This is a genomic window from Microbacterium sp. T32, from assembly GCF_001619615.1.
Lineage (GTDB): Bacteria > Actinomycetota > Actinomycetes > Actinomycetales > Microbacteriaceae > Microbacterium.
Genome location: NZ_LQQP01000005.1, coordinates 35,583 through 49,210, shown reverse-complemented (window position 1 = coordinate 49,210; position 13,628 = coordinate 35,583). Strand labels below are relative to the sequence as shown.

Annotated in this window: 12 protein-coding genes; 3 read left to right on the top strand and 9 right to left on the bottom strand. The window is 70.4% G+C overall.

All coding sequences use genetic code 11. The annotated features are described in order from the left end of the window. The first annotated feature begins 10 nt into the window (after positions 1-10). The gene (locus tag AVW09_RS02360) at positions 11-898 is read left to right on the top strand and encodes a Bax inhibitor-1/YccA family protein (RefSeq protein ID WP_063256495.1); all 888 of its coding nucleotides are present in this window, start codon (positions 11-13) and stop codon (positions 896-898) included. 234 nt (positions 899-1,132) lie between these two features. Continuing rightward, entirely contained in the window at positions 1,133-2,356 is a 1,224-nt protein-coding gene (ligD, locus tag AVW09_RS02355) for a non-homologous end-joining DNA ligase (protein ID WP_063256494.1), read from the top strand. Positions 2,357-2,437: 81 nt separating this feature from the next. Here ligD and AVW09_RS02350 read toward each other — a convergent pair whose 3' ends face one another. The 7 genes from AVW09_RS02350 to AVW09_RS02320 form a co-directional block, all read right to left on the bottom strand. After that, positions 2,438-3,790 (bottom strand): glycosyltransferase, encoded by a 1,353-nt coding sequence (locus tag AVW09_RS02350; protein ID WP_063256493.1) that lies wholly within the window; start codon positions 3,788-3,790, stop codon positions 2,438-2,440. After that, on the bottom strand, positions 3,787-4,239 hold the full coding sequence (locus AVW09_RS02345; protein WP_063256492.1) for a nitroreductase/quinone reductase family protein: 453 nt from the start codon (positions 4,237-4,239) through the stop codon (positions 3,787-3,789). The genes AVW09_RS02350 and AVW09_RS02345 overlap by 4 nt, the downstream gene beginning before the upstream one ends. Before the next feature lie 527 nt (positions 4,240-4,766). Next, entirely contained in the window at positions 4,767-6,347 is a 1,581-nt protein-coding gene (guaA, locus tag AVW09_RS02340) for a glutamine-hydrolyzing GMP synthase (protein ID WP_063256491.1), read from the bottom strand. Further along, positions 6,344-6,865, bottom strand: coding sequence for a DUF3817 domain-containing protein (locus AVW09_RS02335; protein ID WP_063256490.1), 522 nt, complete (start codon positions 6,863-6,865; stop codon positions 6,344-6,346). Before AVW09_RS02335 ends, guaA begins: the two co-directional genes overlap by 4 nt. A 10-nt stretch (positions 6,866-6,875) precedes the next feature. Continuing rightward, complete coding sequence (locus AVW09_RS02330) at positions 6,876-7,745, bottom strand: SURF1 family protein (protein WP_063256489.1); 870 nt, start codon at positions 7,743-7,745, stop codon at positions 6,876-6,878. 12 nt (positions 7,746-7,757) lie between these two features. Further along, the gene (locus tag AVW09_RS02325) at positions 7,758-8,873 is read right to left on the bottom strand and encodes a GuaB3 family IMP dehydrogenase-related protein (protein WP_063256488.1); all 1,116 of its coding nucleotides are present in this window, start codon (positions 8,871-8,873) and stop codon (positions 7,758-7,760) included. Positions 8,874-8,919: 46 nt separating this feature from the next. Then, entirely contained in the window at positions 8,920-9,534 is a 615-nt protein-coding gene (locus tag AVW09_RS02320) for a TetR/AcrR family transcriptional regulator (RefSeq protein ID WP_082822774.1), read from the bottom strand. A gap of 72 nt (positions 9,535-9,606) precedes the next feature. Here AVW09_RS02320 and AVW09_RS02315 point away from each other — a divergent pair, with 72 nt between their 5' ends. Beyond that, positions 9,607-11,037, top strand: coding sequence for a DHA2 family efflux MFS transporter permease subunit (locus AVW09_RS02315; RefSeq protein WP_231901741.1), 1,431 nt, complete (start codon positions 9,607-9,609; stop codon positions 11,035-11,037). A gap of 9 nt (positions 11,038-11,046) precedes the next feature. Here AVW09_RS02315 and AVW09_RS02310 read toward each other — a convergent pair whose 3' ends face one another. Beyond that, positions 11,047-11,742: a TMEM175 family protein gene (locus AVW09_RS02310; protein WP_082822773.1), complete on the bottom strand. Its 696-nt coding sequence runs from the start codon at positions 11,740-11,742 to the stop codon at positions 11,047-11,049. Between the two features lie 76 nt (positions 11,743-11,818). Further along, on the bottom strand, positions 11,819-13,321 hold the full coding sequence (gene guaB / locus AVW09_RS02305; protein WP_063256485.1) for an IMP dehydrogenase: 1,503 nt from the start codon (positions 13,319-13,321) through the stop codon (positions 11,819-11,821). Positions 13,322-13,628: the final 307 nt, after the last annotated feature.

Below are 13,628 nucleotides of genomic sequence, written 5' to 3'. Positions count from 1 at the left end.
GTGAGTCCCTGTGGCCCTCAACAACCCGGCATTCAACAACCCGGCGTTCCAGGACCCTCGTGGCGGAGCGCAGACCCGTTACAGCCCCCCGCCCGCCCAGTCGATGACCGCAGCCGCTGCGGCCGCCGAGACGGCGAACATCGAGGGCATGTACGCGGCCCCGTCCGCGGGCGCGGTGCAGACCGACCGCATGACGGTCGAAGACACCGTCTTCAAGACCCTCGGCCTCTTCGCCGTCCTCGTCGTGACCGCCGTCGTCGGCTGGATCTGGACGATGAGCACGGTGACCGTCGCCAACCCGTCGCCGAACGTCCTGCCGATGGTCATCGGCGGTCTCGTGGGCTTCGTGCTCGCGATGGTCGCGACGTTCAAGAAGAAGCCGTCGGTTCCCGTCTTCATCGCCTACGCGGCGTTCGAAGGCCTGTTCATCGGTGGCATCTCGGCGTTCTTCGAGTTCATCTACCCGGGCATCGTCGTCCAGGCGACCCTCGCGACGCTGTCGGTCGTGGGCGTGACTCTCGCGCTGTTCGCCAGCGGGAAGATCCGCGCCTCGGCCCGCGCCACCAAGATCTTCCTGATCGCGATGGTCGGCTACCTGGTGTTCAGCCTCATCAACGTCGGCCTGATGCTCTTCAACGTGCCGCTCGCCGGTGGAGCCTTCGGCCTGCTCAGCGACGTGAAGCTCTTCGGCATCCCGCTCGGTGTCATCGTCGGCGTCTTCGTGGTCATCATGGCCGCGTACTCGCTGGTCCTCGACTTCGACCAGATCCAGCGCGGCGTCCGTAATGGCGCCCCGCGCGTCTACGGCTGGGTCGGCGCCTTCGGCATCATGGTCACCGTCGTGTGGCTGTACGTCGAGATCCTGCGCCTGCTCGCGATCCTGCGCGGCAACAACTGACGCATCACCTCACACGGAGGGCCGTCCCGTTTCGGGGCGGCCCTCCGTCGTTCGGCGCGCGTCGCCCGCGGTTCAGTGTCAACCGCACGGCGTGACATCCGAGCCCACATTTCGGTGTCCTAAACACGCGGACGCATCGCCGTGGCATCCGCGTGTCTTGGACACTCAATTCCCGCGCGCCGCACGCCGCGCAAGGGAGTCCCCCCGCGGATGCCACGGGACTAGCCTCACGGCATGAGCCCCGCGAAGACGCCCCCGACGGTCCTGGACGTCGACGGTCACGAGGTCCGCGTCACGAGCCCCGACCGCATCGTGTTCCCCGAGCCCGGCCTCACCAAGCTCGACCTCGTGCGCTACTACCTCTCGGTCGCCGACGGCGCGCTGCGCGGCGCGGGCGGCCGCCCCATGGTGCTCAAGCGCTTCGCGAAGGGCCTGGGCCAGGAGCCGTTCTTCCAGAAGCGCGTGCCCGAGAATCACCCCGACTTCATCGACACCGCGACCCTGCACTATGCCTCGGGCACGTCGGCCGAGGAGACGGTCCTGCGCAACGCCGCCGGGCTCGCGTGGATCGTGAACCTCGGATGCCTCGACCTCAACCCGCATCCGGTGCGCGCCGAAGACCTCGACCATCCCGACGAGTTGCGCATCGACCTCGACCCGATGCCCGGCGTGGACTGGGCGCAGATCGTCGACGTCGCGTTCACCGCCCGCGACGTGCTCGACGACCACGGCCTCCTCGGATGGCCGAAGACCTCCGGGTCGCGGGGGCTCCATATCCTCGTGCGGATCCGGCCGGAATGGGAGTACCCCGACGTCCGCCGGGCCGCCGAGACACTCGCCCGCGAGGTCGAGAACCGGGCGCCCGGGCTCGCGACCGCGCGCTGGTGGAAGGAGGAGCGCGGCGAGAGCGTGTTCGTCGACTTCAACCAGAACGCGAAGGACCGGACCGTGGCATCCGCGTACTCCATCCGCCCGCTCGCCGATGCCCGGGTGTCGACGCCGCTGACGTGGGACGAGGTGCGCGAACGCCGTCCCGAGGAGTTCACGGTCCTCACGGTGCCCGAGCGCTTCGCCGCGATCGGCGACCCGCACGCGGGTATCGACACCGCCGCCGGGTCCCTCGCCGCCCTGCTGGCGCTCGCCGACGAGATGGGGCCGGCCGAGAAGCCGCCGCGCGGCTCCGACGGATCGGGTCGCCGCACCTCGACGATGCCCCTCATCGAGGTCGCGCGGACGAAGACCAAGCCCGAGGCCCTCGACGCCCTCGAGGAGTGGAAGCGCCGGTATCCCGAGGCGACGGCTGCTCTGCATCCCGCCGATGTGATGCTCGACGGCATGCGCGGCTCGAGCTCGCTCTGGTACCGCGTGCGGGTTAACCTGCAACACGTTCCGGATGCCACCCGCCCGCCGCAGGAAGCGCTGATCGCCGACTACGACCCCTGGGCCGGCCGCGGCTGACGCGCCCCGCCCGCGGTTCGGTGTCCAAGACACGCGGAGCGCGCTCGCGTCCGTCCGCGTGTCTTGGACACTCGACCCCGGTTACCGCCGCGTCGGACGCGACAACGCCTCGGCAGCCGCGGCGGCGAGAGTCTGCATCGCGCGCGCGGGGCTCAGCGCGACCGCCGCGGCGCGCGCCTCGGCGGCGAGCCGCTCCCGCAACGCCGCATCGCGCAGCGCCCGCACCAGGGCGTCGGCGAGCGCGACCTCGTCACCGTCGGGCACCAGGATGCCACCTCCCTCGGCGAGCATGTCGCGCGGGCCGTACCGGATGTCGTAGGCCACGACGGGAACGCCGTGCGCGAGAGCCTCGGCGAGCGCGAGCCCCTGCCCTTCGAAGGCCGAGGTCGTGAGGTACACCGAAGCCGCGTCGAGTACCGCGCCCGGATCCAGGGTCAGCCCCGGGAGCGACACCGCATCGCCGAGCCCGAGTTCGGCGACGAGCGTCTCGAGCGCCTCGCGTCCGGGGCCCGCTCCCCACAGCTCGAGCCGGGCGGCGGGCACCTCCCCGACGACCCGCGCGAACGCCCGGATCGCGTGGTCCAGCCGCTTCCCCGGCGCCAACCGCCCGAGCACCACGACGGGTCCGTCCGCGGCGTACGTGACCGCGTCGGGCATCGGGATGCCGTGCGGCGCGACGACGTCGACCCGGTCGTCGCCGAAGCGCGCCCGCACGTCGTCGTGCTGCCAGGGCGTCGGCCAGAGCACGGCGTCGAAGCGCGGTGCCACGGCGAGCCACCGCTCCCACAGCGCGTTGATGGGCGCGTCGGCCGTGAACGGCGGCTCGAGGTGGATGGTGTGGACGGTGTGGAGGATCCGCACGTCGGGGTCGTCCCAGTCCACGAGGAGCTCACCGAGCTGCCGCGACTCGCAGATCAGCACGACGGGACGGTCGCGCTCGGCGCGGAGCCCCGCGGCGACGTGCGTGAGCCACGCACGATACAGCGCCCCGAACCCGTCGATGACGCCGAGGGCATCGCCCGCCGCGTTCCGCACGACGATCGGCGCCGTTGCGAGGTGCCAGTGCGGATCGACGACGTTCGGCAGGTCCACGGCTCCCCCCGCGACGCTCCGGTACTCCAGCGTCGGGTCGGCCTCGCCTGGTCGCGCAGCCGCCCGCAGCCACTCCGCCGCGCCGCCGTCGGGTCCGACCGCCTCGTCGAAGAGGTTCCGGAACACCTCGGATGCCCCTGCCGCCCCGCGCCGAACGAACTCCGCGCGCTGGTCGGCATGCGCGTCCGCCGCGCCCGGGTCGACCGTGAGGAGCAGCGCCGGGGCACCGGCATCCGCCATCTGACGCGCCCGAGCGAGGGTCGAGATCGTGTACCCACCGTCGAGGTCGGGGATGAGCCGGCTCGAGAGGATCAGGTACCACGCGTCGGGGAAGCCCGTCATCGGCGCCCCTCCGAGCGCAGTCGGAACACCGGGAAGCCGGGCGCGATCTCGCGCAGCCGGTCGTCCGGAGAGTTCTTGTCGACGCCCTCGAAGAAGCGGCCGACCTCCCACGCCCACGCGACGAGGTAGGCGCGCAGGATCGGAGGTTTCTCGGCATCCGGAACCTCCTCCGCCCGGAACACCTCGATCGCACGTCCGGCGCGGAGCTCGCCCCCTCCAGCCGCGCGGAGGTTCCGCACCCACTGCGTCGTCCCGCGCGGCGCGACGAGATACCGCTCGCCGGCGACCCGCAGGGGGTTCACCGGGGTGGTCCGCCACTCGCCCGACGTGCGGCCCCGCACGGCGAGCACGCGACTCCCCGCGAGCGGCAGCCCGATGCGCGTCAGCGCGGCGACCGCGGCGTTGAAGACCGTGTCGAGACGGGTCGGGCGCACGAACCTCTCACTCATGCCCCCATCCTCCCCCACGGGTCTGCGCTCCGACACCACGGGTTCCCCTCGCCCCGCTACCTCTGGTTTTGGGGCGGACTTGGTGCTCCGGGGCGCAAGATGCACGCCCCATTGCTCGAAACCCGCCCCGCACCGCCCCATACCTCGCCGCTGACGACAGAGCGCCCCCGCCGCCGTCCGGCGGAGGGGTGTCGTCTTCCGGTCGATCGGGGTAGGGGCCCCGGTCCCGATCCGGGCGCACCGCAGGTGCGCCCTCATAGCCTTCAGCGGACCGACAGAGCGCCGACACCGACGGACGACGAAGGGGCATCGTCCTCGGGTCGATCGGGGTAGGGGCCCTGTTTTCGATCCGGCGCACCGCAGGTGCGCCCGCATACCTCGCCGCTGACGACAGAGCGCCCCCGCCGCCGTCCGGCGGAGGGGTGTCGTCTTCCGGTCGATCGGGGTAGGGGCCCTGTTCTCGATCGGAAGACGACACCCCGGAGCCGGACGACGGCGGAGGCGCGGGAGCCGGTGTCAGACCCGGCTCACTCCCATTCAATCGTCCCCGGCGGCTTCGACGTCACGTCGAGCACCACGCGGTTCACTTCGCGCACTTCGTTGGTGATGCGGTTGGAGATCCTCGACAGCACGTCGTACGGCAGGCGCGTCCAATCGGCGGTCATCGCGTCTTCGCTGGAGACGGGGCGCAGCACGATGGGGTGACCGTAGGTGCGGCCGTCGCCCTGGACGCCCACCGACCGCACGTCCGCGAGCAGCACGACGGGGCACTGCCAGATCTCGGCATCCAGGCCCGCCTTCGTCAGTTCCGCGCGGGCGATGGCGTCGGCCTCACGCAGGATCTCGAGGCGGTCAGCGGTGACCTCGCCCACGATGCGGATGCCAAGACCGGGCCCCGGAAAGGGCTGGCGGCCGACGATCGCTTCGGGGAGACCGAGTTCGCGGCCGATCGCGCGGACCTCGTCCTTGAAGAGGGTGCGCAGCGGCTCGACGAGCTCGAACTGGAGGTCTTCGGGCAGTCCGCCGACGTTGTGGTGCGACTTGATGTTCGCGGTGCCCGCGCCACCGCCGGACTCGACGACGTCGGGGTACAGCGTGCCCTGCACGAGGAAGCGGATGGGCTCGCCGTCGGCCTTGGCCTCGGCGACGAGGTCGGCCTGCACCTTCTCGAACGCGCGGATGAACTCGCGGCCGATGATCTTGCGCTTCTCTTCCGGGTCGCTGACGCCGGCGAGGGCGTTCAGGAACGTCTCGCGCGCGTCGACCGTGATGAGCCGCACACCCGTCGAGGCGACGTAGTCGTTCTCGACCTGCTCGCGCTCGCCCTTGCGGAGGAGACCGTGGTCGACGAACACGGCGACGAGTTGGTCGCCGACGGCCTCGTGCACGAGCGCCGTGGAGACGGCGGAGTCGACGCCCCCCGAGAGCGCGGACAGGACGCGACCGGTGCCGACCTGCTCGCGGATGCGGGCGACCTGCTCGGCGATGACGTTTCCGCTGTTCCAGTCGGCGGGGAGGCCGGCGGCGCCGTGCAGGAAGTTCTCGATCACGCGCTGGCCGTGGTCGGTGTGCTTGACCTCGGGATGCCACTGCACGCCGTACATGCGTCGGGCGTCGTTCGCGAAGGCGGCGACGGGCGTGTGCGCGGTGCGCGCGAGCACCTCGAAGCCTTCGGGCGCGCGCGAGACCTGGTCGCCGTGGCTCATCCAAACGTTCTGTTCGAGGGGCTGCCCCTCGAGCAGCGTGCCTTCGGTGACGACCGTGGCATCCGTCGCGCCGTATTCGCGCAGGCCCGTGTTCGCGACCTCGCCGCCGAGGGCCTGGGCCATCACCTGGAAGCCGTAGCAGATGCCGAGCGTCGGGACGCCGAGGTCGAAGACGCCCTCGTCGAGCCGCGGCGCACCCTCTTCGTACACCGACGACGGGCCGCCGGAGAGGATGATGCCCACCGGGTTCTTCGCCGAGATCTCATCGGCGGTGGCCGTGTGCGGAACGATCTCGCTGTACACGCCGGCCTCGCGCACGCGGCGCGCGATCAGCTGGGCGTACTGGGCGCCGAAGTCGACGACGAGGACGGGACGCTGCGACGTTTCGGTCTGTTCGGTCACCGGGGTCCTTCCGGGGCGGGGACGGGAGCGGATGCCTCGGCGGCTTCGCGCTCGGCGAGGTAGGTGCGCACGCTGCGGGCGGTACGCACCTCGAGAATGAAGGAGAGGAACGGCACGACGCCGCCGAGCGCGAGGAACACGAAGCGGCGGAACGGCCAGCGCATGAGGCTCCACACGCGGAAGCACGAGAACAGGTACACGACGTAGAACCAGCCGTGGATCACGAGGATCGCGAGCGACAGGTTGAGGCCGTCACCGGTGGAGAGGATCTCGCATCCACTGCCGCCGGGCACGAACAGCGAGAACCACTGGCATCCGGGACCGGGAATGGCACCCGCGAACCACAGGAATCCCCCGGATCCGCCCAGGAACAGCTCCTTGTGGATGGGCGTGTACTTCACGATCATCTCGGCGACCAGCAGCAGCAGGCCGATACCGGTGATGATCGAGCAGATCTGGTAGAACTTCAGGGCTCCGCGGATCGCCGGGAACGTGGCGAGCTTCGGGGCGCGGGGCATGGATGCCAGTCTAGTCGCGGGATTCCGCGGAACCTGCCGCGAGCGCCTCGGACTGTTCGTCCTCGAGATCTTCCACTTCCTTCTCCCACGCATCGCGCGCGAGGCGGTACCAGAGGTACAGCGCGAAGCCCGCGAAGATCGCCCACTCGACGGCGTAGAAGATGTTGAGCCAGTTGACCCCGGAGCGCTCGTCGGGCGCCGGCGAGTCGATCGCGTCGAGCGGCCCGATCGCGGTCTGCGAGGCCAGGTACGGCCGGTACACGGCCACCCCGTCGATGTCGTGCCAGCGGCCGAGGAGCGCGGCGGGCGACATGCGGGTCATCGTCTGCGGGTCGACGCCGGCCGGCGGCCGGGACGGCCCCTCGTCGGCGATCACGCGCCCCGTCACGTCCACGGTCGCCCCGGGGTCCGCCGCGACCTGCGCGTCGAGTTCTCGCACGGCGTTCTGTGCCGCCGCGGCATCCTTCGTCCAGCCGAGCGCGACGGCGATCGACGTCGGCGTCGCCGTGCCGTCGAGGCGCAGCTGACCCGTGACCCAGTACCCCTCGACGTCGTCGTTGAAGCGCGACGCGACGACGAGGAAGTCGGACGCGATCCAGTGACCGGACGCCTCGACGCGCTGACCCACAAGAGGGTCCGTCAGGTACTGGCCCGGCTGCACGACATCGGCGAGCGGCCGCACGACCTCGGTCTGCCCGGGCTCGACGGGCGCGGTGTCGATGGCGCGACCCAACTGCCACTGCCCGAGCCACGCGAGCGAGCCCGCCACCACGAGCGAGAACGCCAGCAGCGCGAGCCATCGTGGGCGCAGCATGACCTCGCGCAGGGTCGGCGGGAAGACCTGCCGGGGCTCCTGCTCGATCGCGGTGGGAGAGGTCATGCGGTCACCCGGTCAGTGTCCGTACGGCGCCACGACGACCTCGACGCGCTGGAACTCCTTGAGGTCGGAGTACCCGGTCGTGGCCATCGACTTCTTCAGCGCACCGATGAGGTTGGCGGTGCCGTCGGCCACGGGAGCCGGGCCGTAGAGGATCTGCTCGAGCGGGCCGACGCGGTCCACGGCCACGCGGTGGCCGCGGGGCAGCTTGGCGTGGTGCGCCTCGGGGCCCCAGTGGAAGCCGCGGCCGGGGGCGTCGGTGGCACGGGCGAGCGCGACGCCGAGCATGACGGCATCCGCACCCATGGCGAGAGCCTTCACGATGTCGCCCGAGGTGCCCACGCCGCCGTCGGCGATGACGTGGACGTAGCGCCCACCGGACTCGTCGAGGTAGTCGCGCCGCGCGCCGGCGACGTCGGCCACCGCGGTCGCCATCGGCGCGTGCAGCCCCAGGGTGACGCGGGTCGTGGAGGCGGCGCCGCCGCCGAAGCCGACGAGGACACCGGCCGCGCCCGTGCGCATGAGGTGGAGCGCCGCGGTGTACGTTGCGGCGCCACCGACGATCACCGGGACGTCGAGGTCGTAGATGAACTTTTTGAGGTTCAACGGCTGGGCGACGCTCGAGACGTGCTCGGCCGAGACGGTCGTCCCTCGGATGACGAACAGGTCGACGCCCGCGGCGACGACGGTCTCGTACAGGTCGTGCGTGCGCTGGGGAGTGAGGGCTCCCGCGACGGTGACACCGGCCGCGCGCACCTCGGCCAGGCGGTCCCGCACGAGCTCGGGCTTGATCGGCTCGGAGTACAGCTGCTGCATGCGCCGCGTGGCCTCGGAGTCGGGCAGGCCGGCGATCTCGGCGAGCAGCGGCTCGGGGTCGTCGTAGCGCGTCCACAGCCCCTCGAGGTCGAGGACTCCGAGACCGCCCAGGCGGCCCAGTTCGATCGCCGTGCGGGGGCTCACGACCGAGTCCATCGGCGCACCCAGCACCGGGATCTCGAACGGGAACGCGTCGATGGTCCACGCCGTCGACACGTCTTCCGGGTTGCGCGTGCGGCGCGACGGAACGACGGCGATGTCGTCGAAGGTGTAGGCGCGGCGGGCACGCTTGGCGCGTCCGAGGTCGATCTCCATGGTCACTCCCCCAGCCTACCCGCCCGCATTTTCCCGGTCCGCGTCCTCACCACGGTTCATCGGCGCGCGGCGCCATCGCGAGCACCCGCACCTTGTCGGTGGGGAAGCACGCGTCGAAGAGCTCGTGCACGCGCGGATCGGAGTCGTAGTCGTCGGCGAGCCGCAGACCGAACATCGAGTTGATCATCATCCCCTGCGCGAGGAACGCCTGCGCCTCGGCGACGTCGAACCCGACGTCGCGCAGGAACGCCCACACTCGGGCGAATCCGTCGCGGGCGCGGGGCCCGATCACCGGGTGCGCACCGAGCAGGAAGGCGTGGGAGAGGGTCTGGTGCAGACCCCGCACCTGCAGGAGGCCGATGTAGGCCTGGCCGACGCGATGGGCCCGTTCGTCGGCGGGTGCCCCGTCCGCCGCCGCCGCGAACGCATCCAGGAGCCGCCCGAGCGCGTCGTCGAGGGCCGAAACAAAAAGGTTCTCCTTCGTCCCGAACAGTCGGACGACGTACGGCTGCGAGATCCCCGCCGCGCGGGCCACGTCGTCGGTGGTGGTGCCGACGTACCCCTTGGCTCCGAACACGGCCAGCGCGGCGGCAAGGATCTGCTCCCGCCGCTCCTCCGAGCTCATTCGTCGCGCGGTCGCGGGCTCTGTCGGTGACGGCATGTTGACAGGTTATCAGTCGATTACTACAGTGAGCCGCATCTTGTTATCAGTCGATTACAACAAGGAGACCTCGTGAACCCGACCATCCGCTCGCGCCCCTTCGTCTGGGTCGTGATCGCCGCCTCCCTCCCGATGTTCATGGCCACCCTCGACAACCTGGTCATGACCAACGCCCTCCCCGTGCTGCACAGCGAACTCGGCGCCAGCATCGAAGAGCTGCAGTGGTTCGTCAACGCCTACACCCTCACCTTCGCGAGCCTCATCCTGGTGGCCTCCGCACTCGGCGACCGCTTCGGCCGACGCACCGCCTTCGTCGTCGGTATCGTCGCCTTCGGCGTCGGCTCGGCGCTCGCGGCGCTCAGCGGCGATCCCGCCCAGCTGATCGCCGCTCGGGCGATCCAAGGGCTCGGGGCGGCCGGTGTCATGCCGCTTTCGCTCGCCCTGATCAGCGGGGCCGTCGCTCCCGCGCGTCGACCGCTCGCGATCGGGATCTGGGGCGGCATCTCCGGTCTCGGCGTCGCCGTCGGGCCGCTGGTCGGCGGCGCCGTCATGGAGGGGTGGAACTGGCAGGCGATCTTCTGGCTGAACGTCCCCGTCGCGATCATCGCGATCCCGCTCGCCCTCTGGGCGCTGCCCAACACGTTCGGCGATCGCGCCCGCATCGACGTCGTCGGGGCTCTTCTCGCCGGCGGAGGGGTGCTGGCCCTCGTCCACGCGATCGTCCGCGGAAACGACGACGGGTGGGGTTCGGCATCCGTGGTCATCGAGCTCGCGGTCGGAGCGCTTCTCGTGGTCGCCTTCCTGGGCTGGCAGATGCGGACCCGGTCACCGCTCGTTCCGCTGCGGCTGTTCCGCGATCGGTCGTTCTCGGTCACGAACGTCGTCGGATTCGCCTTCAGCTTCGGCACCTTCGGAGCCGTGTTCCTCCTCATCCAGTTCCTGCAGGTGGTCCAGGGGTCGAGCCCGTTCGAAGCGGCATTGCAGACCACTCCGTGGACACTCGCCCCCATGGTCGTCGCACCCCTCGCGGGGATCTTCGCGCCGCGGGTCGGGACGCGTCCGCTGATGATCGCGGGGCTCCTGCTGCAGGCCATCGCCCTCGGTTGGATCGCCCTCACGATGTCGGCCGACGTCGAGTACGCCACCCTGGTTCCCCCGTTCGTGTTCGCGGGTGTCGGCATGGGCCTCGTGTTCGCCCCGTCCGCGACCGCCCTGCTCGCGACGCTCGATGTCGTCGACCACGCGAAGGCGTCGGGCGTCAACTCGACGGTGCGCGAGATCGGACTGGCCCTCGGAACCGCGGTGATGACGGCGATCTTCGTCGGTGCCGGCGGCCAGCTCGTCCCGGACCTCTACGTGGATGCCGCCCGCCCCGCGATCTTCGTCGGTTCGGCCGTGCTGCTGGTCGCCGCCGGCCTGGCCCTCCTCCTCCCCGCCGGACGCTCACAGCGCTCCGCGGTCGCGGCGGAGGAGGCGCCGGCGGAACCCTCCCTGACCCACTGAGACCGTCGCTCAGTCCTCTCGCGGGTCAGCCCCGGCCGACGCCCCCGGTCCCCCCGGGGGCGTCGCGCGCGCGGCGACAGGATCGGTCGGCGCGTCCGCCCCGCGGAGCACCCGCGTCAACGGCCCGTCGAGGAAGAAGAGCAGGAACCCCGCGGACCCCACGAGGGGACTCACGGCGACCGCGAGCCCGCTGATGATCACGGCGCTGAGGGCTGCGCGTCCCAGGCGCTTCGCGTCGTCGCGCGAGAGGTCGGGGATCGCGCCCGAGCGAAGCGCCCAGGTCCACTGGAGCCAGCCCACGAGGATCGCCAGGAAGAAGTTCACCGGCAGCAGCACGCGTCCGAGCAGATAGTCGGAATAGTCGGTGTCCAGCGAGGTCGTGAAGGGAACGAGCACGACCAGCAGCAGCCGAAGGGTATTGATCCACATCCCGGCGTTGTCGATCCGGACGATCCATTCGAACTGTCGGACGTGCGTCATCCACATGATGCAGAGCACCAGGAAACTGATGACGAACGAGAAGACCGGGTGCAGCATGTCGCGCAGAGCGCCGGCGAGATCGGCATCCGAATTCACCTCGCCGAGCGACTTCGACGTGAGGTCCAGGACGAGCAGCGTCGCCGCGATCGCGAAGACGCCGTCCGTGTACGCCTCGGTGCGTCGCGCCGAGACCGTGACCGAGGGATGCCTCTCGCGCCGGATCATGCGCCACAGCGTAGCCGCGCACCCGGGAACGCCGAAGGGCCGGGCGATCGCTCGCCCGCCCCTTCGAAAATCCGGCTTACTTCTTGTAGTTCGGCGCCTCGACGACGATCTGCACGTCGTGCGGGTGCGACTCCTTCAGACCCGCCGAGGTGATGCGGACGAACTTGCCCTTGGCCTTCAGCTCCTCGACCGTGCGCGCGCCGACGTAGAACATCGACTGACGCAGACCGCCGATGAGCTGGTACGCCACCGCGGAGACGGGCCCACGGTACGGGACCTGGCCCTCGATGCCCTCGGGGATGAGCTTGTCGTCGCTCGGCACGTCGGCCTGGAAGTAGCGGTCCTTCGAGTACGACGTCTTCTTGCCGCGGGTCTGCAGCGCGCCGAGCGAACCCATGCCGCGGTATTGCTTGAACTGCTTGCCGCCCTGGAAGACGATCTCGCCCGGCGATTCGTCGGTGCCGGCGAGGAGCGAACCGAGCATCACGGTGTCGGCACCGGCGACCAGGGCCTTGGCGATGTCGCCCGAGTACTGGAGGCCGCCGTCGGCGATCACCGGGACACCGGCCGGGATGGCGGCGAGCGACGCCTCGTAGATCGCGGTGATCTGCGGCACGCCGACGCCGGCGACGACGCGGGTCGTGCAGATCGAGCCCGGACCGACGCCGACCTTCACGGCATCCACACCCGCGTCGATGAGCGCCTGCGCGCCTTCGCGCGTCGCGACGTTGCCGCCGATGACGTCCACGTGGTCGAAGGTCGGATCGGCCTTGAGGCGGCGCACGATGTCGATGACGCCCGCGGACTGGCCGTTGGCCGTGTCGACGACGAGGACGTCGACGCCCGCGTCGCGAAGCGCCTCGGCACGCTGCCAGGCGTCGCCGAAGAAGCCGATGGCCGCGCCGACGCGGAGACGGCCCTGGTCGTCCTTGGTGGCGAGCGGGTACTTCTCGCTCTTGTCGAAGTCCTTGATGGTGATGAGGCCGGCGAGCTTGCCGTCCTCGTCCACGAGGGGCAGCTTCTCGACGCGGTGCTTGGCGAAGGTCGCGATGACGTCGTTCGCGTGGATGCCGACCGGCCCGGTGATGAGGCCCTCGCTCGTCATCACATCCTTGACCTTGGTCGTCTGGCGCTCGAAGCCGGACACGAAGCGCATGTCGCGGTTGGTGATGATGCCGACGAGGACGCCGTCCTCGTCGATGACCGGCAGACCCGAGATGCGGTACTGCGCGCACATCGCGTCGACCTCGGCCACGGTGGCATCCGGAGTCGTGGTGATGGGGTTGGACACCATGCCGGACTCGCTGCGCTTGACCTGGTCGACGATCGCGGCCTGGTCCTCGATCGAGAGGTTGCGGTGCACGATGCCGATCCCGCCCTGGCGCGCGATCGCGATCGCCATACGGGCCTCGGTCACAGTGTCCATCGCTGACGAGAGCAGCGGGGTGGCGACGGTGATCCGGCGGGTGAGTCGCGACGACGTGTCGGCCTCGCTGGGGATGACGTCGGTGTGCCCGGGCAGAAGGAGGACGTCGTCGTACGTCAATCCGACGAAACCGAAGGGGTCGTGCTGCTCCATGGATCCTCCTGCGCGCGCGGCGCCTACTCGAAAGGGGACGACGTCGGCCGGTGCGCGCAAGGCGCTCCGCCTTGAATTCTAAGCGCCGAGAGGGGCCGGATCATTCCCGAGAATGCGCTTTCGGAGAAGGATCGCCACGATGCCGTTCGGTAACGGCGACGAGCCGAAACACGAACGACACATTACGCTCGTAGCGTCGACCGTCGAAGCTGACGAGAACGACATCGTCAGCGCTGCCGAACTGGAGACTCCGTGGGTCATTCCTCTCCCACCGCGACACGATCGCGAACCCTTGCCCGCCCAGCCG